Source organism: Ruegeria sp. CG4 (assembly GCF_056537185.1).
The window spans coordinates 773,634-798,709 of the sequence record NZ_JBQFRB010000001.1 but is presented as its reverse complement, the minus strand read 5'-3'; the positions used below and the strand labels follow the sequence as shown (position 1 = coordinate 798,709).

27 protein-coding genes are annotated in these 25,076 nt (G+C 58.5%); 12 read left to right on the top strand and 15 right to left on the bottom strand.

Annotation, left to right across the window (positions count from 1 at the left end):
* Window positions 1-22 precede the first annotated feature (22 nt).
* Window positions 23-805, top strand: a complete 783-nt coding sequence (locus ACR0J2_RS03960) for a DUF2189 domain-containing protein (protein ID WP_480811725.1) — start codon at window positions 23-25, stop codon at window positions 803-805.
* Window positions 806-832: 27 nt separating this feature from the next.
* Here ACR0J2_RS03960 and ACR0J2_RS03955 read toward each other — a convergent pair whose 3' ends face one another.
* The 3 genes from ACR0J2_RS03955 to ACR0J2_RS03945 all read right to left on the bottom strand — a co-directional run bounded on the left by ACR0J2_RS03955 (window position 833) and on the right by ACR0J2_RS03945 (window position 4,256).
* Window positions 833-1,561 (bottom strand): helix-turn-helix domain-containing protein, encoded by a 729-nt coding sequence (locus ACR0J2_RS03955; protein ID WP_480713475.1) that lies wholly within the window; start codon window positions 1,559-1,561, stop codon window positions 833-835.
* Between the two features lie 315 nt (window positions 1,562-1,876).
* Window positions 1,877-2,437: an acetolactate synthase small subunit gene (ilvN, locus tag ACR0J2_RS03950; protein WP_170610415.1), complete on the bottom strand. Its 561-nt coding sequence runs from the start codon at window positions 2,435-2,437 to the stop codon at window positions 1,877-1,879.
* 67 nt (window positions 2,438-2,504) lie between these two features.
* On the bottom strand, window positions 2,505-4,256 hold the full coding sequence (locus ACR0J2_RS03945) for an acetolactate synthase 3 large subunit (RefSeq protein WP_480811724.1): 1,752 nt from the start codon (window positions 4,254-4,256) through the stop codon (window positions 2,505-2,507).
* Window positions 4,257-4,326: 70 nt separating this feature from the next.
* Between ACR0J2_RS03945 and ACR0J2_RS03940 the strand changes: the two genes are divergently transcribed.
* The 3 genes from ACR0J2_RS03940 to ACR0J2_RS03930 all read left to right on the top strand — a co-directional run bounded on the left by ACR0J2_RS03940 (window position 4,327) and on the right by ACR0J2_RS03930 (window position 5,964).
* Complete coding sequence (locus ACR0J2_RS03940) at window positions 4,327-4,542, top strand: hypothetical protein (RefSeq protein WP_480811723.1); 216 nt, start codon at window positions 4,327-4,329, stop codon at window positions 4,540-4,542.
* Window positions 4,543-4,678: 136 nt separating this feature from the next.
* A complete protein-coding gene (locus tag ACR0J2_RS03935) occupies window positions 4,679-5,524 on the top strand; it encodes a HalD/BesD family halogenase (protein ID WP_170610419.1) in 846 nt (281 codons plus the stop codon).
* A 50-nt stretch (window positions 5,525-5,574) separates the two neighbouring features.
* Window positions 5,575-5,964 carry a bleomycin resistance protein gene (locus tag ACR0J2_RS03930; RefSeq protein ID WP_170815606.1) on the top strand — a complete coding sequence of 130 codons (390 nt, stop codon included), beginning with the start codon at window positions 5,575-5,577 and terminating at the stop codon, window positions 5,962-5,964.
* Window positions 5,965-6,035: 71 nt separating this feature from the next.
* On the opposite strand, the gene ACR0J2_RS03925 is transcribed toward ACR0J2_RS03930, so the two are convergent.
* Both ACR0J2_RS03925 and ACR0J2_RS03920 read right to left on the bottom strand, forming a co-directional pair.
* Window positions 6,036-6,683 carry a response regulator transcription factor gene (locus tag ACR0J2_RS03925; protein WP_170610423.1) on the bottom strand — a complete coding sequence of 216 codons (648 nt, stop codon included), beginning with the start codon at window positions 6,681-6,683 and terminating at the stop codon, window positions 6,036-6,038.
* Window positions 6,680-8,113: a cache domain-containing protein gene (locus ACR0J2_RS03920; protein WP_170805522.1), complete on the bottom strand. Its 1,434-nt coding sequence runs from the start codon at window positions 8,111-8,113 to the stop codon at window positions 6,680-6,682. Before ACR0J2_RS03920 ends, ACR0J2_RS03925 begins: the two co-directional genes overlap by 4 nt.
* A gap of 249 nt (window positions 8,114-8,362) precedes the next feature.
* Between ACR0J2_RS03920 and ACR0J2_RS03915 the strand changes: the two genes are divergently transcribed.
* The 3 genes from ACR0J2_RS03915 to ACR0J2_RS03905 all read left to right on the top strand — a co-directional run bounded on the left by ACR0J2_RS03915 (window position 8,363) and on the right by ACR0J2_RS03905 (window position 12,864).
* The gene (locus ACR0J2_RS03915; RefSeq protein ID WP_170805523.1) at window positions 8,363-9,445 is read left to right on the top strand and encodes a TRAP transporter substrate-binding protein; all 1,083 of its coding nucleotides are present in this window, start codon (window positions 8,363-8,365) and stop codon (window positions 9,443-9,445) included.
* A 120-nt stretch (window positions 9,446-9,565) separates the two neighbouring features.
* Complete coding sequence (locus ACR0J2_RS03910) at window positions 9,566-10,492, top strand: TRAP transporter small permease subunit (RefSeq protein WP_170610432.1); 927 nt, start codon at window positions 9,566-9,568, stop codon at window positions 10,490-10,492.
* Window positions 10,493-10,509: 17 nt separating this feature from the next.
* Entirely contained in the window at window positions 10,510-12,864 is a 2,355-nt protein-coding gene (locus ACR0J2_RS03905) for a TRAP transporter large permease subunit (RefSeq protein ID WP_480811722.1), read from the top strand.
* 131 nt (window positions 12,865-12,995) lie between these two features.
* Here the strand turns inward: ACR0J2_RS03905 and ACR0J2_RS03900 are convergent, their stop codons facing one another.
* From ACR0J2_RS03900 to ACR0J2_RS03885, 4 genes are all read right to left on the bottom strand, one after another.
* Window positions 12,996-13,385 carry a VOC family protein gene (locus ACR0J2_RS03900; RefSeq protein WP_480811721.1) on the bottom strand — a complete coding sequence of 130 codons (390 nt, stop codon included), beginning with the start codon at window positions 13,383-13,385 and terminating at the stop codon, window positions 12,996-12,998.
* Between the two features lie 9 nt (window positions 13,386-13,394).
* Entirely contained in the window at window positions 13,395-14,219 is an 825-nt protein-coding gene (locus ACR0J2_RS03895) for an arginyltransferase (RefSeq protein WP_480811720.1), read from the bottom strand.
* Window positions 14,220-14,296: 77 nt separating this feature from the next.
* Complete coding sequence (locus ACR0J2_RS03890; RefSeq protein ID WP_480490121.1) at window positions 14,297-14,728, bottom strand: RDD family protein; 432 nt, start codon at window positions 14,726-14,728, stop codon at window positions 14,297-14,299.
* Between the two features lie 66 nt (window positions 14,729-14,794).
* A complete protein-coding gene (locus ACR0J2_RS03885; protein ID WP_480811719.1) occupies window positions 14,795-15,217 on the bottom strand; it encodes a DUF2852 domain-containing protein in 423 nt (140 codons plus the stop codon).
* Window positions 15,218-15,295: 78 nt separating this feature from the next.
* Here ACR0J2_RS03885 and ACR0J2_RS03880 point away from each other — a divergent pair, with 78 nt between their 5' ends.
* Genes ACR0J2_RS03880 through ACR0J2_RS03860 form a run of 5 tightly spaced genes read left to right on the top strand, consistent with a single transcriptional unit; the run spans window position 15,296 to window position 20,661 of the window.
* A complete protein-coding gene (locus ACR0J2_RS03880) occupies window positions 15,296-15,760 on the top strand; it encodes a DUF4440 domain-containing protein (RefSeq protein WP_480440397.1) in 465 nt (154 codons plus the stop codon).
* Between the two features lie 49 nt (window positions 15,761-15,809).
* Window positions 15,810-18,605 (top strand): bifunctional [glutamine synthetase] adenylyltransferase/[glutamine synthetase]-adenylyl-L-tyrosine phosphorylase, encoded by a 2,796-nt coding sequence (locus ACR0J2_RS03875; protein WP_480811718.1) that lies wholly within the window; start codon window positions 15,810-15,812, stop codon window positions 18,603-18,605.
* A complete protein-coding gene (locus ACR0J2_RS03870) occupies window positions 18,589-18,861 on the top strand; it encodes a hypothetical protein (RefSeq protein WP_170805528.1) in 273 nt (90 codons plus the stop codon). The genes ACR0J2_RS03875 and ACR0J2_RS03870 overlap by 17 nt, the downstream gene beginning before the upstream one ends.
* Window positions 18,862-18,904: 43 nt before the next feature.
* On the top strand, window positions 18,905-20,113 hold the full coding sequence (locus ACR0J2_RS03865) for an RSP_2647 family RNA methyltransferase (RefSeq protein ID WP_480811717.1): 1,209 nt from the start codon (window positions 18,905-18,907) through the stop codon (window positions 20,111-20,113).
* Window positions 20,110-20,661 (top strand): RSP_2648 family PIN domain-containing protein, encoded by a 552-nt coding sequence (locus ACR0J2_RS03860; RefSeq protein WP_480811716.1) that lies wholly within the window; start codon window positions 20,110-20,112, stop codon window positions 20,659-20,661. Before ACR0J2_RS03865 ends, ACR0J2_RS03860 begins: the two co-directional genes overlap by 4 nt.
* A 45-nt stretch (window positions 20,662-20,706) precedes the next feature.
* On the opposite strand, the gene ACR0J2_RS03855 is transcribed toward ACR0J2_RS03860, so the two are convergent.
* The 6 genes from ACR0J2_RS03855 to ACR0J2_RS03830 all read right to left on the bottom strand — a co-directional run bounded on the left by ACR0J2_RS03855 (window position 20,707) and on the right by ACR0J2_RS03830 (window position 25,029).
* Window positions 20,707-21,396, bottom strand: a complete 690-nt coding sequence (locus ACR0J2_RS03855; protein ID WP_170805531.1) for a M48 family metallopeptidase — start codon at window positions 21,394-21,396, stop codon at window positions 20,707-20,709.
* 81 nt (window positions 21,397-21,477) lie between these two features.
* Window positions 21,478-21,774, bottom strand: coding sequence for an antibiotic biosynthesis monooxygenase (locus tag ACR0J2_RS03850; RefSeq protein ID WP_170805532.1), 297 nt, complete (start codon window positions 21,772-21,774; stop codon window positions 21,478-21,480).
* Window positions 21,775-21,848: 74 nt separating this feature from the next.
* Window positions 21,849-23,033: a vWA domain-containing protein gene (locus ACR0J2_RS03845; protein ID WP_480811715.1), complete on the bottom strand. Its 1,185-nt coding sequence runs from the start codon at window positions 23,031-23,033 to the stop codon at window positions 21,849-21,851.
* 4 nt (window positions 23,034-23,037) lie between these two features.
* Entirely contained in the window at window positions 23,038-23,208 is a 171-nt protein-coding gene (locus ACR0J2_RS03840) for a hypothetical protein (RefSeq protein ID WP_170610462.1), read from the bottom strand.
* A 7-nt stretch (window positions 23,209-23,215) separates the two neighbouring features.
* Complete coding sequence (locus ACR0J2_RS03835) at window positions 23,216-24,466, bottom strand: DUF2927 domain-containing protein (RefSeq protein ID WP_480811714.1); 1,251 nt, start codon at window positions 24,464-24,466, stop codon at window positions 23,216-23,218.
* A 113-nt stretch (window positions 24,467-24,579) separates the two neighbouring features.
* A complete protein-coding gene (locus tag ACR0J2_RS03830) occupies window positions 24,580-25,029 on the bottom strand; it encodes an N-acetyltransferase family protein (RefSeq protein ID WP_480811713.1) in 450 nt (149 codons plus the stop codon).
* Window positions 25,030-25,076 lie beyond the last annotated feature (47 nt).

Below are 25,076 nucleotides of genomic sequence, written 5' to 3'. Positions count from 1 at the left end.
TCGCTGGGGAGGAGAGACAGACATGGAAAAACCCTTTGGCGTTCCGACAATGCAGCAGGCCGATACGGCGATGCTGCGGCAGGCTATTCGTCAGGCATGGGCCGATTATCGTCGGGCGCCGGTATTCGGGATTCTGTTCGCGGGATTCTACGTGTTGGCCGGGTGGGCAATGGCATGGGTCACTTTGAAAACAGGAACCACCTACTGGCTTGTTTTGGCCGCGATCGGTTTCCCGCTGCTTGGGCCATTTGCGGCGGTTGGACTGTACGAAGTATCCCATCGGCTTGAGCAGGGAGAACCGCTGGATTTCGGGTCGATTTTTGGCGTGGTGCTGCAGCAGGGCCGCCGCCAGTTGCCCTCAATCTGTGCGATCATCGTAGTGATGTTTCTGTTCTGGTTCTTTCTGGGGCACATGATTTTCGCTTTGTTCATGGGGCTTTCCACCATGACGAATGTCTCTTCCTCGATTGAGGTGTTTTTGACTGCGAACGGATTGGCGATGCTGGCCATCGGCTCGGTCGTTGGCGCAATATTCGCGACCGTGCTGTATATGATCACAGTGCTTTCGATTCCGATGCTGCTGGATCGCGAACTGGATTTCGTAACCGCCATGATCGCCAGCTTCGGCTATGTCCGTGACAATTTCCCGGTCATGATTGGGTGGGGCATGTTTATTGCGGTTCTGACCTTTGTGGCGATGTTGCCTTGGTTTCTTGGGTTGTTTCTTGTGTTGCCGTTACTGGGGCACGCCAGTTGGCATCTGTACCGGCTGATCACGCAGGAACAGAATGCTGTTTCCGAGTAAGGCAGGGGGCTTGTTCCAAGTACAGGATCATAGCCAGGCGCGTGCGGCCCTTGCCGCGCCGAAGACTGCGGACCGGTCCGATCCCAGATGCCGCAACATGATCCGCTGTGTCCCGCTGGGGTCCGTGGATGTGTCCGACAATCTGATTGCCACGCCCCGCAGTTGACCGGCCTGATCTCCGTAATGATGAGAGATCAGGAACATCCGGCTGTTTTGCGCGTCTCGCTGTGACATCAGGATGTAGATCTGACGACCAGCGCAGGCGGCAATGCCCTGAACCTCACGCTCTTTGGGCGGGGCCTCGGGCATGGTGGGACGAGGCTCGTAGCTGCGCACAAGCGTACATTGCGGCAGTCTGCGGGCGTAGAACAACCGATGCCGCAGCGCGGTGTGGCTGTCCAGCGCCGTTTCCGTCGCATAGTAGAATCCGGCAGGAAACAGGGTCTCGGGCAAGGTATTCGGGCCAGAACCCAGGAACTCGGTCAGGGCCGAGGCAGCCGGGTGGCGGAAAGGCTGGGCGATCTCGTCCAGTGGTTTCAGCAGGATACGGGCGTCGACTTTGAAAAAGCGGCAAATGCGGTCCAGTACGTCGGGCCTGGGAAAGCTCTCGCCGCCAAGATATCTGTTGTACTGCGTCCGGTTGATACCAAGCTGGCGGCAAAGCTCTGAGACTGAAGGGTACTGGTGAGACAGCAATCTCAGATTTGCGCCGAACATTCTGCGCAATTCAGCAGGGCTGCGGAAGTCATTCGTCATTCTCGTCCCGGAACTCACATATTCTTTTTGGAAACAAGGACACGTGCGGCTCATATGGCGCGCTGCCTCTGAAATCGTGACTAAACACCTGACGGACGTGTGGTCACGTCTCGTTGCGTGTAGAGGCTAACGCCCAAAGGAATAAACGCAATAGGCTAAATCGCCAATTGAGTGGTCTTATTCTTGATTTCCGAGGCGTATGACAATTGCACCGCACCCGCACCGACGTGCGCGTCTCAGTCAATCCAGTGCTAACCAAGGCCGGCTGGCCCGCCCCGGAGGCAATGATCTTGAGTCCGGAGCGGAGTTTTCAGGTCAGTCGCCGCGCAGCAGGGCGGCAACGCCAGTACGGGCGATCTCCAAAAGGCCCAGAGGACGCATCAGATCGGCGAAGGCGTCGATCTTGTCCGGGGCGCCGGTGATCTCGAATATGAAGGAATTCAGCGTGCTGTCGACCACGTTGGCACGGAAGATGTCCGCCAGACGCAGCGCTTCGACCCGCTTGTCGCCTTCGCCCACAACCTTGATGATCGCCAGTTCACGCTCGACCGAGGGACCTTCGACGGTCAGGTCATGCACGTCATGGACGGTAACGATCCGACCCAGCTGCGCCTTGATCTGCTCGATCACCTGCGGCGTGCCGGTGGTGACGATGGTGATACGGCTGAGATGGCCGGTATGATCCACCTCGGCCACTGTCAGGCTTTCGATGTTGTAACCGCGGCCCGAGAACAGTCCGATCACGCGGGCCAGAACACCCGGTTCGTTCTCGACCAAAACGGCGATCGTATGCTGTTCCTGCACGTCCGAGAAAGTCGGGCGTAGGTTATAGGCCGAATGGCGGTTCGCGCCTTTTTTGATATGTAGGGCAGACATTTATGTCCCTTTCGTCATCACATAGTGCCGGGCACAAGAGGCGCCCGACAAAATTTGTCGATTTTTGTCAGACCAGAACCGACCCTTTGGAGTCGATGACGCCCTGCGTTTCGGCCTCGCCCAGCAGCATCTCATTGTGCGCTTTGCCCGACGGGATCATGGGGAAGCAGTTCTCGTGCTTTTCAACCAGACAGTCGAAGATTACCGGCCCGTCATAGTTGATCATCTCCATGATCGCATCATCCAGATCGGCCGGGTCAGTGCACAGGATGCCCTTGGCTCCGAAAGCTTCGGCGAGTTTGACGAAATCGGGCAGCGCTTCGGACCACGAATGGGAATAGCGTTCGCCATGCAGCAATTCCTGCCACTGACGCACCATGCCAAGACGTTCGTTGTTCAGGATGAACTGTTTCACCGGCAGACGATACTGCGCTGCGGTGCCCATTTCCTGCATGTTCATCAACCACGAGGCCTCTCCGGCAACGTTGATGACCAGCGCGTCGGGATGCGCCATCTGTACGCCGATGGAGGCGGGGAAGCCGTAGCCCATCGTGCCCAGGCCACCTGAGGTCATCCAGCGGTTCGGATCCTCGAACCCAAGATACTGCGCAGCCCACATCTGATGCTGACCCACTTCGGTGGTGATATAGCGGTCGTGGTTCTTCGTCAGCTCTTCAAGCCGTTGCAGCGCGTATTGCGGTTTGATGGTCTTTTCGCTGTTGGTATACGCGAGGCAGTTGACCTTGCGCCACTCATCGACCTGAGCCTGCCATTTCTTGACGGCAGCGGCATTGGTTTTGCGCCCGCGGGCTTTCCAGACTTTCAGAATATCCTCGAGAACATGGGCGACGTCGCCAACAATCGGTATGTCCACACGGATCACCTTGTTGATCGACGAAGGATCAATGTCGATATGGGCTTTCTTGGACTTCGGCGAAAACGCATCGATCCGACCGGTGATCCGGTCGTCGAACCGCGCGCCGATATTGATCATCAGATCGCAATCGTGCATCGCCAGATTGGCTTCATAAAGTCCATGCATGCCCAGCATACCCAGCCAGTTCTTGCCCGACGCCGGATAGGCACCCAGCCCCATCAGGGTCGAGGTGATCGGAAAGCCCGTCGCATCTACCAGTTCGCGCAGCAATTGGCTGGCGGCAGGGCCCGAGTTAATCACGCCGCCGCCGGTATAGAACACGGGCTTTTTCGCGGTTTCCATTGCCGCGACAAGTTCGGTGATCTCTTCCAGATCACCTTTCAGCACCGGTTGGTAATGCGAAGTCGAGGGCTTGGGCGGGCTGTATTCGCCCGAGGCGAACTGCACATCCTTCGGGATGTCGATCAGCACCGGACCGGGGCGGCCCGACTTGGCGACGTGAAAGGCCTCGTGCATGGTCGCGGCCAGAGAATCCGTGTCCTTGACCAGCCAGTTGTGCTTGGTGCAGGGGCGGGTAATGCCAACGGTGTCGGCCTCCTGAAAGGCGTCCGAGCCGATCATGAATGTGGGAACCTGACCGGTCAGAACGACGATCGGGATCGAGTCCAGCAATGCATCCGTCAGACCCGTTACCGCGTTTGTGGCACCGGGGCCGGACGTCACCAGCGCAACGCCGGGCTTCCCGGTCGAGCGGGCATAGCCTTCGGCTGCATGAACCGCGCCCTGTTCGTGACGTACCAGGATGTGGCGAATGTCGTTTTGCAGAAAGATCTCATCATAGATCGGTAGCACGGCGCCGCCGGGGTATCCGAATACTGTGTCCACGCCCTGATCCTTGAGGGCCTGAACCACCATCTTTGCGCCGGTCATCTCACGTGTCATCTGCTTTGCTCCGTTCGCGACATGTGTCTTGCGTTTGACAAAAAAAAGCCCCCGAGAGTGTCGGAGGCGCATGGGTTCGATTATGGTTTACCGTTACCGGCCCATGCGCGTGGTTCCTACGATTACGACTAGCGTTTTCATCGCCAGAGGCTCCTTCTTTGCGTGGGGGGACATTATGAGCGAGGGGAAGGGGCGTCAACAGGCAATTGTGCCAATTTTCTATCTCAGGGCAGGGTTTTTGCGACATTTTGTTGCGCAGATTGCCGCATGCCCGGAATTTCCGTGAAATCGGGCCGGTTGGGGTCAATCCTTGCCATGTCAGCAGTGGTCTAATTGCGTCAGCCCCATGTCTGAAATTGACATGAGAGGTGCAATTGTCTGGGTCACGCTGAACCCAGGTCAACAGTTTCAGGAGGCGAACCATGCTACAGGATTTGGTGGATCTGGGACGGTATCCGATCGACCGGCCGGACTCGCGCGCCTATGATCAGATGATCGCCGATCTGCGGCGGGATCTGGACAGGGACGGATGCGCGGTTTTGCCCGGGTTTGTGCATCAGGCGGGGCTGGACCTGCTGGTGCGCGAAGCCGATGCGGTCGCCCCCCAGGCACATCGCTCGTTCAACCGGACAAACGCCTATTTCACCAAGGACGATCCCCGGTTCGGGATCGGCCATCCGATACGACGTTTCTATGACCGATCAAACGCGTTTGTTCCGGCGGACAATTTCCCGGATTCCGGCCCCTTGCGCCGGATTTACGAATATGAAGGCTTCATGCCGTTCGTGCGGGATGCGCTTGACGAGTCCGAGGACCGGTTCTTCCGTTACGACGATCCCCTGGCGGACGTGATAATCAACGTGGTCGAGGAGGGGCAGGGCTTTCCGTGGCACTTTGATACCAACAATTTCACCGTTACGCTTGCCATCCAAAACGGCGAAACCGGCGGAACATTTGAATATGTGCCCAATTTGCGCACGGCAGAAGACGAGAATTTCAGCCAGGTGGCCTCGATACTGGATGGCAACCGGGCGCAGGTACGTGAACTGGAACTTCAGCCTGGGGATCTGCAGATATTCAAGGGGCGGTATGCGCTGCATCGGGTTGCTCCGGTCAAGGGACCGCGCAATCGCTACGTCGGGATATTCTCGTTTGTCGAGACGGCAGGGATGTGCGGCGGTGTCGAGCGGACTCGGCAACTTTACGGTCGCGTATTGCCGCATCATTATGAACGCGAAGGGAATCGGCGAGATCAGTTGCTGGATTGACCCCATATCGGGATTTGGGAACCCGTGATCAATCGGCCGAAAGGAGCCTCATGCCGCGAATTTTGCAACTGACACCATTCGTTTTGTGTTCTTCCTTAGATGCCCAGATCCGCTTCTACACCGAACGACTTGGGTTTACCTGCAATTTCAGGCAGGACAATTATGCATTCCTGAGGCACGGAGCCGTCGCGATCCGCCTTTTGCAATGCCCGCAACGCGATGATGGCCGCCCTTTGGGCGATGATCAGTCCTTTTACATCGATGTCGAGGGCATCGACGATCTGTTCGAAAGCCTGCGTGCGGGATTGGCCGACCTGCCAGCGGGCCGCGTGCGCCCACCGTTTGACCAGCCCTATGAGCAGCGCGAATTCCACGTGATAGATGAAGACGGGACACTGGTTTTCTTTGGTGAGGACATCAGAGAGAGACCGCAGGGATAAACCCTCCCGCCCATCGTCAATACGCCTTTGGCGCATCTCCTCTGGTTGGGGCGGGCAGCGCTGCGCGCGTATCAAAAGCCGGGGCTTGTCCCCTGCAACATGCCATGTTCCAGCGCATAACGGGTCAGACCGGCAGTCGATGAGATGCCGAGTTTGCGCTTGATGTTCTTGCGGTGCGTTTCGACGGTGCGCACGGAAATATCCAGCGCATGCGCGACGTCCTTGTTCGATTTACCTTGCGCAAGTTCCAGCAGGATCGTCTGTTCCCGCCCGGTCAGCGCTTCGCGTGCGTTGTCGCCTTTTGGTTTCAGCGACCCGCTGGCCCCGGTGCACAGATATTGTTCGCCCTTCATCACCGCGTCGATGGCATGTTTTATCTCATCGGTCGGGACGTCTTTTAGGATGTATCCTTTCGCGCCATGACTCAGGGCGGTCGAAATGTACTCGGGGCTGTCATGCATGGACAGGATCAGGATACGAATGTCGGGCAGGCGTTCCAGAATGATTTCTGTGGCGCTGAGCCCGCCCATGCCCGGCATGTTGAGATCCATCAGAACAACGTCCGGGTTCAACCGCGCCGCCTGATCCACTGCGTCCTGCCCGCTGCCGAGGGTTCCGACGACTTCGATCCCGTCATAGCTTTCGAGGATGGACTGGATGCCTTCGGCGACCATGGGATGGTCATCAACGATAAGGACTCGGATTGTTTGCTCGGTCATGTCCCGGCCTTTCGGTTCGGTGTCGCGTCGTCCTGAGGGGACAAGAGGTGGCTGAGGGGCAGGTCGACGTCGATTACTGTTCCGCTTTGCGCGCCGCGTGATGACAGAATGCGCAGCGATCCGTCAAGCTGTTCGATACGCTCCTGCATATTACGCAATCCAATCCCGGCGCTGGACTGGTCCGGCCCGGTGCGCAGGCCGCAGCCATTGTCGGTGATGCGCATGGTCGCACCCTTCTTGTGCCCGCGCAGGTCGATTGTAACACGGGTCGCCCCGGAGTGACGTTCGATGTTGGTCAGTGCCTCCTGTGCGATACGGTAGAGCGCGATCTTGCTGTCCTGATCCAGTCGATTTCGGAAAACGACTGTGGTGAATTCGGTTTCAATCCCGGTGCGCTCGGCAAAATCGTCGGTCAGCGCCTTGAGGGCAGGGCCAAGGCCCAGATCGTCCAGTACTCCGGGACGCAGGTCCCGGCTGATGCGGCGGACTTCGGTGATGGCAGAGCCCAGGTTGTCGATCCCCTTGTCGAGCGGGTCCCGGGCACCGTCATCATCACCGCGAAGCAGACGTCGGCGCGCATTGTCCAGCGCGTATCGAACACCGACCAGAATCTGGCTGATCCCGTCATGCAACTCGCGCGCCACGCGGCCCCGTTCTTCCTCTTGCGCGTCAAACACGCGTTGGGTCAGCTCTTTCAGCTTGGCGTCCGCCAGCCGCCGCTCGCGGAAATTTAGCAACATGCCCGATGCGAACACGATCAGTACCGCCGCCAGAACAATGCCGCCGATATACATGAATGTTCGTCGCACCCTCGCTTCGACCTCGGCCCTTGCGTTGGCGACCGTGGCGACGATGTCATCGATAAAAACGCCGGTGCCGACAACCCAGCGCCAGTCCTGCAATCCGACCACATAGGCTATCATTTGCGCTTCTTCCCCGGTCGAGGGCTTTTGCCACATGAAACTGTGCCAGCCTGCGCCCTGGCGGGCCATGCGGATGAACTCATCCACGACAGGGGTGCCGTCACTGTCGGTCAGGCCGACCCAGTTGCGGTTGATGAACTCGGTCTGGCGCGGACTGACCAGGTTGTTGCCGTCATAGTCATAAACAAAGAAGAACCCGTCCTTGCCATAGATCATGGCTGCCAGGATTTGCGTCACAAGACTTTTGGCCGTGTCATCATCAGGCTCGGCGCGACCATAGATGTAGGCAAATCCGTTGCGGGCCTGTGTGACGTAGTTGCGCAGTTCTTCCTTTTTGGCCTCGATCAGGCGCCGCTCAAGCGCCTGTATCTCGCTTTCGGCAGTTGCGCGCGATTCATAAGCGACGACCAAAGCAATCGCGGCCACTGCCAAAACCAAAGGTATTGCCGCAACAAGCGACAGCTTTTGCGCATAGGTGAGTGAGACCAGATGTCGAAGCCCTGCCATGTTCGAATCGATACGCAAGCCCGGCCGGAAAAGCAAAAGGATTGCGGGGACGGAAAAACAGATTTGGCGGAAATTCAGCGGAACGGGCCTGATAAGCACGGTATTTGCGTCTGGCAAGATGAAAAAAACTGATCGTCTACGTAGTACTTGGTATTCACATTCCCGCGACGACATTTAGGCTGACGCGCACCGAAAACGACTGACCCGGCTGTCGCCGGGTTTTTGAATATGTAGGGGAGGAACACTCATATGGATCGTCGTTCATTTCTGAAAACATCTGCACTGGGCGGCTCGGCAGCTGCAGCCACCACGCTGGCGGCACCGGCTTACGCGCAGGGCAAGCGCACGCTGACCATGGTGACTTCGTGGGGTCGTGGTCTGGCCGGTGTTTTCGACAGCGCACAGCGTTGTGCCGACAGCATCACGGCAATGTCGGATGGCAATCTGACCGTTGACATCAAAGCTGCAGGCGAACTGGTTGGCGCGTTCGAGGTGTTTGACGCGGTATCGTCAGGTCAGGCTGACATGTACCACGCCGCTGACTACTATTTCGTTGGTCAGCACCCGGGCTATGCCTTCTTCACCGCCGTTCCGTTCGGCATGACCGCGCAGGAAATGGTGAACTGGTACTATCAGGATGGCGGCATGGAGCTGCATGACGAACTGGGTCAGATCTTTGGTCTGAAGTCGTTCCTGGCCGGTAACACCGGTGCACAGGCGGGCGGCTGGTTCTCGAAAGAGATCAACAGCCCCGAAGATTTCAACGGTCTGAAGTTCCGCATGCCGGGTCTGGGCGGTAAAGCACTGGGTAAACTGGGCGCTTCGGTTCAGAACATTCCGGGCTCGGAAGTGTATCAGGCGCTGTCCTCGGGCGCGATTGACGGAACCGAGTGGATCGGTCCGTGGGCCGACGAAAAGGCCGGTTTCCAGGAAATCACCAAGGTTTACTACACCGCCGGCTTCCATGAACCGAATGCGGGCCTGTCGCTGGCAACCAACCGCGACGTGTTCGAAAGCCTGACACCCGCCCAGCAGAAGATCATCGAGATCGCTGCAGGCGAATGTCACCAGTGGAACCTGTCGCAGTTCCTGGCCAACAACGGTGCAGCACTGCAGCGTCTGCAGTCGGGTGGCGTCAAGGTCATGGAATTCCCTGACAGCGTCTGGGATGCATTTGGCCAAGCCAGCCAGGAAGTGCTGGACGAGAACATGGGCGACGAGCTGTTCAAGAAGATCCACGACAGCGCGGTTGCTTCGTCGACCGCGTCTTCGGCATGGCTCAACCTGTCGTCGGGCGTCTACACCTCGCAGCGCGACCGCGTCCGCGGCTAACATCCGGCTCACACTCACATGGTTCCCCCGCACACGCGGGGGAACCTTTCCTGTTGCACATGCACGGTGATTTCAAACCGGCTATAATAACAAGTGCAACTGACGCGACCTGGGGACAACATGCAGGACGAAAACGGTATCTCGTTCTTCGGCGCCCTGTGGAATGGACTGGTGTGGTTCATTCAGAACATTGCCGAAGCCTTCTATAATTTCGGATACGCCATCACGCATCCGCAGCTCTGGCTGAACTGGTCGGACAAAGAGGCGATCATGCGCTTTGTCTACTACGGCGGGTCGGTCGAGTTCTTCTTTGTGGTTTTCACCATCTTTCTGGTTCTGACGGCCGTTGGGCTGTATTTCAGGAACTTTATGTGGGGGATGGTGCGCGGTCTCGAAGGGTTCGCCAACACCACTGGCCGGTTCTTTGCCTGGGCCGGTCTGCTGATGGTCATCCAGCAGATCGTCATCGTTTTCATGCAGCGCGTGTTCGCGCGTCCCGACATGGCATTTGGTTTCGGTATTCCGATCCAGATGGACATCAGTTGGTATGCTGAAGAGCTTAAACTTTACAACGCCATGGTCGTATGCCTGTGCTGCACCTACACATTTGTGCAGGGCGGTCACGTACGCGTCGACCTGATCTATGCCGGGATCAGTTACAGGGCCAAGCGTGTGGTCGATATGCTGGGGTCGGTCCTGTTCATGATGCCGATGGCGGTACTGACCTGGATGTACGGCTGGTACTTCATGTGGCGGCATCTGATCGTGCCGAAACCATCGGCCAGCGACACGCTGGACAGGCTGGTCATGAAATCCCGCGCGATGCGCTGGAACGTCGAAACCATCGGTTTCAGCCCCAATGGTTTCAATGGCTACTTCCTGTTCAAAATTCTGCTGATTGCCTTTGCAGCAATGGTGTTCCTGCACGCGATTGCATTCCTTTACCGGTCTTACCTGGAATTTGTGGAAGGGCCGGAAAGCGAAGGAAAATACCTCGACAAGGACAGCCTTGGTGAGGGTGAAGAAGCCTACGAAGGCGCACATTAAGGACGGAGACCAAGACAATGCTATTCGGACTTGATGGCGTCGAGATAGGCCTCATTATCGTATTCTTCTGCCTTTTCGGAGGCATTCTGAGCGGCTTTCCGGTGGCCTTCGCCATTGGTGGGGCCGGGGTGATCTCGTTCGGGATCATCGCGGCTCTGGACAGCGCCGGTTTGCTGGTCCATCAGGCAATCGACACCGGGTCACAAGCCTATCGGGACGTCGTGAATTCGGGTGTAAAACCAGATGTGATCTCGGTGTTTCGATATCCGGACTTGCCGAGAATTGCTGAACCGGTCTTTACCGCAGGGTGGGAAACAGCGCTGGACCGGAACGTATCCTTCATCGTGAACCGGATGAATGAGCGTGTTCTGGCGGGGCAGTCGATTGAAACCCTTCTGGCCGTTTTGATGTTCGTGCTGATGGGCATCACCCTGGAACGCTCGAAAATCGCGAACGACCTGCTGACCACCATGGCCCGTGTCTTTGGCCCGCTGCCCGGTGGTCTGGCCGTTTCGATCGTGGTCGTGGGCGCGTTTCTGGCTGCCTCGACCGGTATTGTTGGCGCGACCGTTGTGACCATGGGTCTGCTGGCGCTGCCCACAATGCTGCGCAACAACTACTCGCCGGAACTTGCGACAGGTGTGATCGCTGCCTCGGGCACGCTGGGGCAGATCATTCCGCCCTCCATCGTGATCGTTCTGCTGGGAACGCTGGCGGGTGATCTGTATTCCACCGCACAGGAAACCCGGGCGGTTGAGGCTGGATGTACCGACGCGCTGACCTACCTGGGTGAGCCTGCTGTAGTTTCGGTGGGTACGCTGTTTCAGGCGGCATTGCTGCCGGGTATCATGCTCGCGTTGCTCTACGCGCTTTATGCCTTTGGTTACGCTCTGCTCAACCCGGAAAAGGCGCCTGCGGTCGAGATGTCCGGCGGTGGCGGTGAACCAATCACGCGCGCCGAGGGTCTGACATGGCTGTTGGGTGCTCCGGTGGCATTGATCGCCGGTGCCTTTCTGCTGAGCAGTGTTGGCGTTATCGGAAGCCAGAATATCACTGTCTCCGGGTTTTCGGATATCGGGCAGGGCGCTTCGCTGCGGACCAGCGTGTCGGCCGAATGTCAGGCGTCGATGATCGAATTGCATGGCCAGGAAGCATGGGATCAGGCCGTCGCCGAGCAAGAGGCGATTGACGCTGCCGGTGGCGTGTCCGAGGCGCAGCGGCTGAGCGAGGAAGAACTGGCCGCCGCGCAGGAAGCCAAGATCGCTGCCGCAGCGCCGATCGGAACCGGCGTTGCGATTGTTGTGGTACTGTTGGGCCTGACACTGGTGCTGGGCCGCGGCATCGCGCCGTCCCGTCCCGTGCAGCCCTTGATCGTGGGTGGGATTGGCTTGTTGCTGATGCTGCTGGTCGATGTGCTGCTGGTTGCACCGACGACCACGTCAGGGGCCACGTTCGTGCTGTTGGCGTTGCCATTTGCGCTGGCCATCTATGGCTGCAAGGAGGCCGCCGCGCGCTGCGCGACCAATGATCTGATCCGCGTGGTGTTCCCGCCTCTGGTTCTGATCATCGCCGTTCTCGGCTCGATCCTTGGTGGTGTGACCAACCCGACACCGGCAGCCGCGCTGGGGGCTGGTGGTGCGATCATGCTGGCTGCATACCGCAAGCTGAAGGATCAGGAACGGTCGGGCAATATCATCATCTGGTCGACCTTTGCCGTGATCATCTGCTTACTGCTTGGGGTGAATTTCGACCTTAGGATCAATCAGGGCGGTGTCACCGCTGAGACTTGGATAGCCTTTTTCCTGGCCTACGGTACCTATCTTTTCGCCTTGTTCGGCTTGCTGTTCGGATGCTGGGTGTTGTTCTCCAGCGGCGTTCTGACACCTGTGGTGCGGGAAACCGCAAAAGTGACATCGATGGTGTTCACGATCCTGATCGGCTCGCAATTGCTGAACCTGGTGGTGATCTCGTTCGGGGGCGAGCACTATATCCAGCAATTCCTCAAGAGTTTCGACAACGAGTTCACGGTCTTCCTGATCGTGATGCTGGTGCTGTTCATCCTTGGGTTCGTGCTGGATTTCCTGGAAATCATCTACATCGTGATCCCGATCGTGGGCCCGGTGATCTATGGCGGGTCGTTCGATCCGAAATGGGTGACGATCATGGTGGCGGTGAACCTGCAGACCTCGTTCCTGACACCGCCATTTGGGTTTGCGCTGTTCTACCTGAGGGGCGTTGCGCCTAAGGAGGTGACAACAGGTCATATTTATCGTGGGATCGTTCCGTTTGTCCTGATTCAGGTCGTGGGCATCGGAATCCTGTGGTTCTTCCCATCGATTGTGACCATTGTGCCGGATCTGATCCCGAATTGATCAAAGACTGACAAAATGAAAAGGGGGCCTTCGGGCCCCCTTTGCTTTGAACTTGGTAGGAAGGGGCCAGCCCCTTCCTGGCCTTTGGCCAGTTCATCCCCGGGATATTTTCAGCCAGATGAAGATACGGATCAGGTGAACTGGATCAGGTCCCAGCGATTGCCGAACGGATCGCACCAGACGGCGACGGTGCCATAGGGTTCGTGGCGGGGGTCTTCTTCGAAATGGACATCGTTTTCACGCATTGCGGCGTGGTCGCGTTGGAAGTTGTCAGTTTCGAGAAAAAAGCCGACACGGCCGCCTGTTTGATTGCCGATGGCGGCCTTTTGGTCGGGACCGTCAGCCTGTGCGAGCAAAAGCGATGCGCCTCCGGAACCCGGTGGCGCAACACGAACCCATCGCTTGCCTTCGCCAAGCGCAATATCCTGCAACAGCGCAAAATTCAGTGTTTCGGTATAGAATGCAATCGCCTCGTCGTAATCCGGAACCACCAGCGTGACGGCGTGCAGGTTTTGGCGCATGGATGCTGTTCAGCCTTTGGTCGGGTGGCGGTCAGGCAGCTGAATATTGGCCACTTGTTCCGCAATCGGAGCTGTAGACAATGGATGATGCTGCGCGTCAGGCAGGCCATCAGGATCCCGGATAGGTTTCCATTCGTTTTGAATATACGCTTCCAGACCCGAGAACCGGGCCTTGTATCCCATTTTGGGACTGCCCGGAACCCAATAACCCAGGTACACGTAAGGCAGGCCGGCCTCGCGCGCGATATCGATATGATCGAGGATCATGTAGGTGCCAAGCGAATTGGACGGTTGGGCGGGGTCGTAAAAGGAATAGACCATGCTGAGCCCGTCATCGAGCACATCTGTCAGGCTGACAGCGATCAGATTGCCGGTTTTGGGGTCAGCATATTCAACCACGCGACTGCGGATCGGCGTTTCCTCGATCATCGCGGCGAACTCGAAAACGTCCATGTCCGCCATACCGCCATCGGCGTGGCGGGTATCGAGATAGCGGCGAAACAGCTCGTACTGTTCGTCCGTCGCCCAGGGGGAATTGGCGCGGCGCTCCAGACCCTCATTGCGTTTTGCGGCGCGTCTCTGGCTTTTGTTGGGTTGAAAGGCCGACACGTCGATCCGGGCGGACAGGCAGGCGGCGCAGTCCGTGCAGGACGGGCGGTAGAGTACATTCTGAGAGCGGCGAAAACCCTGTTGGGACAACGAGTTATTCAACTTATCCGCGCCATCACCCTGAAGGGCAGTGAACAATTTACGCTCCATCCTGCCCTCAAGATAAGGACAGGGCTGTGGTGCCGTCACATAGAATTGTGGCGCTATTGGCAGCGTGTGTCGCATGAAAGTCCCGTGTTTCCCGCAACGCGATGATAGCAACGCTTCCGCGAGCCGCCAAGTGATTCAAGGCGTCGGTTCTTTTATGCCCGCTGGTTGATCATGACGGTTCCAAGGAACGCGTCGGTCAGCCCCTGGCAGCGGGAACTGGTCAGCATCATGATGACTGAGATGATCTGGATCACGAAGAATGCCATGCTGACAAAATAGCCGGCGGTATGGGCCAGTGCTTTGCCGGTATCCATCCGGGCGCCGAAGGCATCGCGCAACTCAATGTTCATGAAGCGCATTCCCAGCGTCGCGGATCCGTTAGAGATGGTGACAACCCGGTACACAAAGCTGATGATCCCGTAGATCAGGGGCAGGAAGAAAACGCCCATTCCAAATGTCAGGAAGACCGGGACGATGCAAAGAAGCGAGATGAAGGCGATGTCGAAAAGCCATGCGACAAAGCGTTTGGTCGCCACGGACTGATAGAATTCAGGCTGGCGGTCGGGATCGGGCAGGTGGGTCATCAAAGGAATTCCGGGAGGTTATGCAGGTGTACCCTGTCCCGAATGACGGGACAGGGTAAGGCTGGATCAGGCGCGCTCGCCGTTTTCCGGCTCATCATGGTTTTCGCGGGCGCGTTCATCCATGAACTGGTCGAATTCGGCCTTGTCCTTGGCTTCGCGCAGGCGATGCAGAAATGCTTCGAAATCTGCCTGTTCACGCTCCAGTCGGGCCAGCGTGTCGGCCTTGTAGGCGTCAAATGCGCTGTTGCCCGAAGGTTTCATGGCGCTCATGTGGCTGTGCCAGGTTTTGCGGCGGCTGCAGGATTTGCTGAACATACGTTTGCTCCAGATCATGTAGGCCAGAAGGGCCAGGCCAATCGGCCAGAAAATGATGAAACCAAGCACCATGACGGCGATCCAGGCGCCTTTGCCTTTGTCGTCAAGCCAGGCCTCGGAACGGTGCAGCCATCCCGGGTTTTGGGGAGTGGCGTGGTCGGACATTGCGGTCATTTCAGGTCTCCGGGGTTGATGTAAATCGTCTTCACATCACCAAGATGGGAGCGGTAAAACCGGGTTGCAAGGGGTAATGTGAAAAAGATTTACATTTTGGCAATTTCCTCAACTGCGGTTGACGCAGGGGCGTCACGCGCGCAGGTTCCGGCTATGGATGACCGCGAATACAAATCCGCCCCGACATTGGAAGAAATCCTTTCGCTTGAACGCCAGGTCTGGACGGCGCTGGTCGAGGGGGACGCGACGGCTGACCGGGCCTTGCTGAGCCCGGATTTCTTAGGCGTATACCCAACGGGCTTTGCGAACCGTGACGCTCATGTCGGGCAGTTCGCGGATGCGCCGACGATGGCCAGTTTTGAACTCGGCGATGCGAGGCTCCGGGTTTTGACGGAGGACATCGTATTGCTGAGTTATCGCGCTGACTACACGCGCCCGAATTCGAAGATGAAAGAGGCGATGTTGATTTCATCTCTTTGGGAAAGGCGGCACGGCGTTTGGGTGAACAGTTTCAGTCAGGACACGCCTTTGACCGGAGAGTGACCGGATTGTCTCATTGACGTTGCTCAACGGTGATGCGCAACCTGCGCGCATGACAGATGCACTTGCCATTATTCGCGCACCGCTTGCCTATGATCCCGTTTTGGGGGCCGAGACGCGGGCGTTGGTGCCCGATCTGACCAGCGAACAAGGTGATCTGATCGCCGGAACAGCCGGTTCCAGTCCTTATCTGAAAAGCCTTGTTGAACGAGAGGCCGAATGGCTGTCGGGCGCATTGCACCACCCTGATCAGGCGCTGGCAGATGTGATGGATACCGCCCGTGCTTTGCCGCCGGATCAGTTGAAACCGGGGCTGCGGCAGGCCAAGCGGCGCGTGGCCTTGCTGACCGCGCTTGCTGATCTGTCCGGGGCCTGGCCTCTGGAAAAAGTGACCGCAGCGCTGACCGATTTTGGTGCGCTGGCAGCGGATGTCGCCGCCAAGGCGGAAATCGCGGCTCTGATCAGACGCGGTAAACTGCCGGGAATGACCGAGGAAGATGTTGTAAACGCTGCGGGAATGGTCATCCTGGCTATGGGCAAGATGGGTGCGCACGAACTGAATTACAGTTCGGACATCGATCTGATCGTCTTGTTCGACGAGACACGTTTCGAACCGGATGATTTCTATGACGCGCGGCAAAGCATGGTGCGCGCGACCCGCAATTTCTGCGCCACGCTGAGCGAGAAAACCGCTGATGGCTATGTCTTCCGCACCGATCTGCGCCTGCGTCCCGACCCGGCCGTAACACCGGTCTGCTTGGCGATGGAAGCGGCTGAACGGTACTATGAAAGCCTGGGTCGCACATGGGAACGCGCCGCCTATATCAAGGCGCGCCCCTGCGCGGGCGATATTGCCGCCGGAGACAGGTTTCTTGACGCGCTGCGCCCATTTGTCTGGCGCCGCCATCTGGACTTTGCAGCGATTCAGGACGCCCACGACATGCGCTTGCGCATTCGGGAAAACAAGGGGACCGGCGGCACGCTGACCATTCCCGGCCATGACATGAAACTGGGGCAGGGTGGCATTCGGGAAATCGAGTTCTTCACCCAGACACGCCAGTTGATTGCGGGTGGCCGCGACCCGGATCTGCGGCTGCGCGCAACGGTTCCGGGGTTGGCGGCGCTGGCGAACAAGGGGTGGGTGCCGCAGGACGTTTCAGAAAAGCTCAGCGATCACTACCGCGCCCATCGCGAGGTTGAGCACCGCATCCAGATGGTTCACGACGCCCAGACCCACAAGGTTCCGAAATCCGAAGACGGAATTGAACGCGTCGCCTGCCTGATGGGGATCAGCAGCGCCGCGTTGCAATCTGACCTGACCCGCAGGCTGACCGAAGTACATGAACTGACCGAAGGGTTTTTCGCCCCGGGGCATGGCCCAAGACCGACCTCGGTAGAAAGCGTAGAATTTGACAAGAACGTTTTGGCCCGCTGGCCGACGTACCCCGCTTTGCGCTCGCAGCGCGGCGCACGGATATTCGAACGCCTGAAGCCCGAATTGCTCTCGCGTCTGGCCAAGACAGCCCAGCCCGACGAGGCGTTGCAGGCGCTAGATGGGTTTCTGGCCGGATTGCCCGCCGGGGTGCAGCTGTTTTCCCTGTTCGAAGCCAACCCGCAACTGATCGACCTGCTGATCGATATTGTCGGTACTTCGCACGCACTTGCCACGCATCTATCGCGCAACGCTTCGGTTTTTGATGCCGTTATTGGCGGCAGTTTCTTTGCCGATTGGCCCGGGCAGGCCGCGCTTGAGTCTGAGTTGACGCAGGCGTTGTCTGGTGAGGACGATTATGAATCCCGGCTGGATCTGGCGCGGCGCTGGTGCAAGGAATGGCATTTCCGCATCGGTGTACACCACCTGCGCGGATTGATTGACGGTGTAGAGGCCGGGCGGCAATATGCCGAACTGGCTCATGCCGTGATCGCCGCAATCCTGCCCTGCGTGGCCGAGCAGTTTGCCCGCAAACATGGCCCGGCACCGGGGCGCGGGGCCGTGGTGTTGGGCATGGGCTCGCTGGGGGCGGGGCAGATCAACTCGCAATCCGATCTGGACATGATTGTCATCTATGATCCGCTGGATCAGGATATGTCGGACGGGCCGCGTCCGTTGGGCACGCGTCCGTATTTTGCCCGATTTACACAGGCCCTGATCACCGCCTTGTCTGCGCCGATGTCGCAAGGACGGCTTTACGAGGTCGATATGCGCCTGCGCCCCTCCGGCAATCAGGGTCCGGTGGCTACAAGCTGGGCCAGTTTTACCAATTACCAGAAAAATGAGGCCTGGGTGTGGGAACATCTGGCGCTGACCCGTGCCCGCGTCGCGGGCGGTAACCCGGACCTTGGCGATGCGATCGAAACCTTCCGCGCAGATTTCATGGCGCAGCCGCGCGACCGGGACAAGATCTTGCGGGAGGTCGCCGAAATGCGGGAACGGCTTGCCGCCGCAAAATCGCCGGCTGGTATCTGGGACGCCAAGAACGGCCCGGGGCGGATGATGGATATCGAACTGATGGCCGAAACCGGAGCGTTGCTGGCCGGCATTCCCCAACGCGACGTGCATTCCGGGCTGGATGGCGCGGTCGCTGCCGGGTTGCTGGATGTCGCGCAGGCACAATCTCTGAAAGACTGTTACGACCTATGCTGGTCGGTACAATGCGCTGCGCGACTGCTGTCGGGTAAAGTGATCGAGGCTGATCAGATCGGCGAAGGCGGCACCGCCTTCCTTTGCCGGGCCACTGGATTTGATCAGGTCAGCCAGTTGCAGAACGCGCTGCAGGAAAGCTACGATACGGCCGCCCGGCTGATCGGGTTGGTGATGCAAGGGGAAGACGATGGGCCGAAACTCTGATCCAAACGATCACAAGGGTCTGATACTCGAAGCCTATCGTATTGACGGCATCACTTTGCCCGAATGTCGTAGTATCTTTCTGGACTGGGCGCTCAGCTTGCCTGCGGATCGTGATCAGACGCAGGCCCTGACCGAGTTGCACGCGGCTTATGCAACTGAAAATGCTGAACATCCTATGACGCAGGTGCTGAGTGAGGGGCTGCAAACCGCTCAGGCTCCGAAGCGGCGCGGCGGCTGGCGCGGGCGCGACAGGTAAACAAGGGGTTTCGCAGACTTGCGTTCGCCACTAAGAGGGCGTCATGACCCAGCCTGCTGAAACAGATCGCCCTTCCATCCGTCTGAAACCCAAGGCCAATGCGCGCGGTCTGCGCCATGGTTTTCCCTGGGTTTATGCCAATGACATCGTCACCGACCGCCGCACGCGAAAAATCGCGGCTGGTTCGCTTGCCGTTCTGGAAGATGACAAACGGACGCCGATCGCTTTGGTCGCGGTCAATCCGGTTTCAAAAATCATGTGCCGCGTTCTCGATCGCGATCTGAACGCGCAACTTGATGCAGTGTGGTTTGAAACCCGCCTGACACGGGCGCTGGAGATGCGCGAGCGTTTGTACGACGCACCCTATTACCGCCTCGTGCATGCCGAGGCCGACGGATTCCCGGGCGTCATCATCGATCGTTTTGGTGACGCCTGCGTGATCCAGCCTAACGCAGCTTGGGCCGAAGCCCATCTGGACAGGCTGACGGATGCGCTGGTCAAGGTGACCGGGGTTTCCACGGTGCTCAAGAATGCCTCTGGTCGTACGCGCGGGCTGGAAGGGCTGGATGATGTGAACATGACCCTGCGCGGTACAGCCCCGGATGCTCCGTTGCCCGTTCCGATGAATGGCGCGACCTACATGGCCGATCTGACGGGCGGCCAGAAAACCGGTCTGTTCTACGATCAACGCCCAAATCACGCCTTTGCCGCCAGACTGGTGCATCCGGGTGCTCAGGTACTGGACGTGTTCAGCCATGTGGGCGGCTTCGGTCTGGCGATGTTGGCGGGCGGCGCTGCTGGTGCGCTATCCGTAGATGGATCTGGGGCAGCGCTGGATCTGGCGACCAAGGGGGCTGCGGCCTCGGGCTTTTCCGACCGCTTCAGCACGCGGCAGGGTGATGCGTTCGATGTTTTGACCCAGTTGGGCGAAGAAGGAGCCCGCTTTGACGTTGTGGTCTGCGACCCCCCGGCATTTGCACCTTCGAAACAAGCGCTTGATGCCGGTTTGCGGGCCTATGAACGTGTTGCGCGTCTGGCCGCCCCGCTGGTCAAACCCGGCGGGTATCTGGGCTTGTGCTCCTGTTCCCACGCGGCGGATCTGGGCCGCTTCAGGGACGCATCCGCCCGCGGGATCGGGCGGGCCGGGCGGCAGGCGCAACTGATCCACACAGGTTTCGCCGGTTCCGACCACCCGCAGCTGCCGCAACTGGCCGAAAGCGGCTACCTCAAAGCGGTTTTCTTCCGGTTGTGAAGGCGGTTCTGGACACCTGCGTCATCTACCCCACGGTGATGCGAGAGATGCTGCTGGGCGCGGCCCGTCTGGGCCATTTCACACCTGTCTGGTCGAACCGTATCCTCGAGGAATGGGCCCGTGCCGCGCGCAAGCTGGGCCCTGACGGTGAAATGCAGGCCCGCGCCGAAATCGCTCTGACACAGACGCAATGGCCGGGCGCAGCAAAGTCAGCGGCTCCGGGTATCGAAAACCGACTGTGGCTGCCTGATGCTGCGGACATCCACGTGCTGGCAACTGCAGTCGCCAGTTCCGCTGATGTGATTGTCACGGTAAACGCCAAGGATTTTCCCAGAAACCTTCTGGCCGAAGAGGGCCTTGACCGCGTCGACCCCGATACCTTTCTGCATGGTTTCTGGAGTACCGACCCCGACGGAATAACCCAAAGCGCCGCGCGCGTTCTGGCCGAGGCCAACCGTCTGTCCGGCGATCAATGGTCCATGCGCGCGCTCATGAAAAAAGCCCGCCTGCCGCGTCTGGGCAAAGCGCTGCATACGACTTCTGTTTGAGAATCGCTCGGAGAGCGAAAGGGGCGGCGCCCCCAAGCTCCGACCTTATCCGTTTGACCCCCAACGCTGTTCAAGGACTTCCAGCGCCGCAATCCGCTCATCCGTCTTCGGGTGACTCATCAACCAGGCCGGAACGACACCGGCGCGCTGCTGGGTCAGGCCTTCCAGCTTGTGAAACAGTGATTTCTGCGGGCCAATTCCGATCCCTGCCTTGGTCAGAAGCGCAGCGGCATACTCATCCGCTTCATACTCATCGCCACGCGACAGTCGCGAGGCCAGCAGATGCGTCAGCATATTGGCAATCCAGGCACCGATGAAGGGAATGAACCGGTTCAGCAGCATCATCAGCGCTGCGCGCAAAGCGTTCTGCCCGGAAAAGTCGATCATCCGCCGCCGTGCATGTCCAAGCGCAACATGGCCCAGCTCATGAGCGATGACGCTGGCCATTTCTTCGGCGGAAACCTCTCCGTTTGCAAATTTCCGGTAAAAGCCGCGTGTGATGAAGATGCGGCCATCCGGCGAGGCCAGCCCGTTAACAGGATCAATCTCGTAAATATAGACCGGCACCCGATCCACATTCAAAGCGGCAGCCAGCCGGTCGGTCATCCGCTTCAGGGCCGGGTCTGCCAGCTCGGTCGATTTGGCATCCAGTTCCCGATGCGTGCGCCAGACCGAGATGCGATACATCACAACGGCATAGGCTATGGCCAGCAGGATCGGGGTCAGACGAAGCATAGTTCAGATATGGGCGTGCAGGCCGGTCAGGGCAACCTGAATTCTCGGTTTGAACGCAGGTTGTGATCTGTGCGTTGGAATTCAGGTTTCGACCAGATTGTAATGCTTTATCAATCTGCTTTCGACCAGTTCAGCCTCGGCGGGGTCGATATGCGGGCTGGCGTAATCTTCCCCGACAAAGGCTTTCAGGGCGTCCAAACTCTCCCAAACCATGACAAAACTGAATTCTCTGGGTGTCTCTTTCCGCGGCGCACCGGGAAGCACATTTACGATTCCCCTGGTGCTTTTCATAAGCGGAATAGCGGTTTCATGGAAAAACCTGCCAAACTCTTCCTCTTTGCCAGGGCGTGTTACAACCTGAAAGATGCGAATGATCATTTTCGTGTACCTCTCCGACATGGTGAGAATGGTACATCATAACATGGTGCGCCTTGCGCCCGGCTCCCCTGACGTTACCGCGTCAGTTCGCGCATCCCTTGCTCCAGTCCAGCCAGTGTCATCGGCACCATGCGATCCTCGAAAATCTCGCGGATCATTCCGATCGAGTGAGTGTATTCCCAGTATTTCTCGGGGACCGGATTGATCCACAGGTTCGATGTCCACTGCTCGCGCGCGCGTTGCAGCCAGACCTGACCGGCTTCTTTGTTCCAATGCTCGTTCGCGCCACCGGGATAGGCGATCTCGTAAGGGCTCATCGAAGCGTCGCCGACAAAGATACACTTGTAGTCCGGACCATAGGTGCGCAGCACTTCGTGGGTCGGTGTCTGTTGATCCCAACGACGGCGATTGTCGCGCCAGACGCCTTCATAGAGGCAGTTGTGGAAATAGTAGTATTCAAGATGTTTGAACTCGGTCCGGGCGGCCGAGAACAGCTCCTCGACCACCTTGATATGCGGGTCCATCGAACCGCCCACGTCCAGAAACAGCAGCACTTTTACGGCGTTGTGACGTTCAGGCCGGGTTTTGACATCCAGATAGCCGTGTTCTGCCGTGGCCCGGATGGTTCCGTCCAGATCCAGTTCTTCGGCAGCCCCTTCACGGGCCCAGCGACGCAGGCGTTTCAGTGCCACTTTGATGTTGCGGGTGCCAAGTTCAACTGTGTCGTCTAAGTTTCTGAATTCACGCTTATCCCAGACCTTGACCGCGCGCTGATGGCGGCTTTCCTTTTGACCGATCCGGACGCCTTCGGGGTTGTAGCCATAGGCGCCGAACGGCGAGGTTCCGGCGGTGCCGATCCACTTGTTGCCACCCTGGTGGCGGCCTTGCTGCTCCTTCAGACGCTCGCGCAGCGTCTCCATCAGCTTGTCAAATCCGCCCAGAGCCTCGATTTCGGCCTTTTCCTCGTCACTAAGGTGCTTTTCAGCCATCTTGGCAAGCCAGTCGGCGGGGATATCGACCGCCTCCAGCACCTGATCGAAAATGATCTCGCTCAGTCCTTCGAAGCTGGCGGCAAAGGCCCGGTCGAATTTGTCGATGTTACGTTCGTCCTTCACCATCGACACACGAGCGAGGTAATAGAAGGCCTCAACATCATAGGTGGCCAGCCCTTTTTCCATCCCTTCCAGAAACGTCAGATACTCGCGCAGAGACACCGGAATGCCTGCTTTGCGAAGGTTTTCGAAGAAGGGCAGAAACATCGGATCAGGCTACCAGACGAACCAGGATCAGGGACATCACCAAACCTGCCAGTGCGAACGCGATGCCGTATCCGGCGGCGTATTGTGCAATGTCCGCCCCGGACCCATTGCGTTTTCGCGCGGTCAGCGCCCCCAGAATTGCGCCCAGAACCGCCATGCCCAGAACCACTACCATTCGCCCGTCATCCGTTGTTTTCAGTGTTGGCGTTCGTCGCGGCGACTTCCTGAGTCACGGAACGCATTACCAGATCCGAGCCGAAGCCGTATCTTGCCCACCCAAGACTGTCCAGCCTGACGGCGCGTGCCTGTTCCGGGCGACCGGCCTGATTGAGAGCCTCGGATTTCAACAGCAGCAGCGTGGCCAGGATCGAGGCGTTTTCGGCCCTTGTCATGACATCAATCGCGTTGTCCAGTTGAGGCAGAACCTCCGGTCCTCTGCCTTGCGCCAGCGAATAGGCTGCAGTCTGTGTCGTGACATGCGCCCTATGAACTTCGGTGCCGGGGGTCTGCATCAGATATTGCATGGCAATGTCGTACTGACGTTTCGCTTCCAGCGGGTCATCGAACTGGGCCATTCGGCCCAACAGATAGTGTGGGTAAGCGCGGCGATGATCTGTCCAGCCGCGCGCTTTTCCGATCCGCGCTGCGTTCTCGGCTGCCCGGACCTGTCTGGACGAGCCCTGACCCGGCCCAAGCGCCTTCTGTATCGCAACAATCCACTCGCGCGGCGTTTCCGAAACGGGTTGCTTCGGCAATCTGTCACCGCGTGGGTTCAGGCGGCTCAGAACTCCGGGCAGGGCGGCCGCGACCTGTTCAGGGGTCATGCCGTTGCGCAGTTCGGGCGCGTAGGCGGTGCGCAGGATCAGCATGTCAAAGCCGGTCAGGACGGTGTGGATATTGTCGTCGTTGAAAACCGAATCCGGCAGGTGATACAGGTCATTCAGTGGCCCCAGCGCTTGCGCCAGTTCCTCGTGAAGGCAGTCGCGCATTTCCTGTGGGCTAACGTCGTATGGGATGAAAATCCCCAGACGTTCGCGCTTGCGCAATTCGGTCCAGTTGCTTTTGCGTTTACGCCGGTCGCGGCGGTATTCTTCAAAACTGGATGCGTTTGGCACCACAAAACAGGCGGCATTGGGCAAGATGCTGTGGATTTGTTTCTGACCGACCGCCTCGATGGTAATGTTGGCCTGACCGTCCCTGATCTGACGGATGTCGATCCCGGCTTCACGTTGCAGGCGGGTCAGCAACCTGGTCAGATCGCGTTGCATGCTGGCGGTCGGCGTGCCGGTCAACCGGACAGTGACCGGACCTTCAAAGCGCGTGAACACCGGCAGAACCGCGCCGGATTCCAGTGCGAAATGCAGCGACATAAAATCAGCAGCGATGTTTCCGTTCGAGCGCGCGGGCGGCATCGGATAAGATCTTGTGAACATCTTTGCCGGGGGCAGCACGGTTTCCACCGCTTGCACCCGGGTCGGGGGCTCCGTCGTTTTGACAGACGCACAGCCTGCCAATACGGCCGCCAGACAAAGAGCACCCCATCGCATCATGGGCGCTGATACCTGATAAACGGAGTTTGCGTTCCAATGCGGTCGTAAAGTTTTCGGGCAGTATGATTGAAATCCTGGGTCAACCAGTAGACTGACGGCGCACCTTGGCGATCCGCCTCGTCATAGACCGCCTGGATTAGTGCCCGCCCGACACCCGTGCCGCGCGCTTTGGGGCGTGTGAACAGATCCTGCAGATAGCAAACCTTTTCAACCTTCCAGGCGTGGCGGTGAAACAGGAAATGAGTCAGCCCGATCAGTTGCCCGTCCAGTTCGGCAACGAAACAGGAAAAATCACTTGGGTCATCTCCCAGAAGACGGGAAAAGGTCGTGTCATAGACGTCGTCCGGAACCGATGTTTCGTAGAACGCCAGGTAGTCGCGCCACATGTCGGACCACTGATCCCGGTCCTCGTTACGCAAGGGGCGAACTGTTGGGGCGTCGGGCATCTGTTGCAGATCCTGTCAATTCATGTCGGTCTCGGGGCGCGATGCGC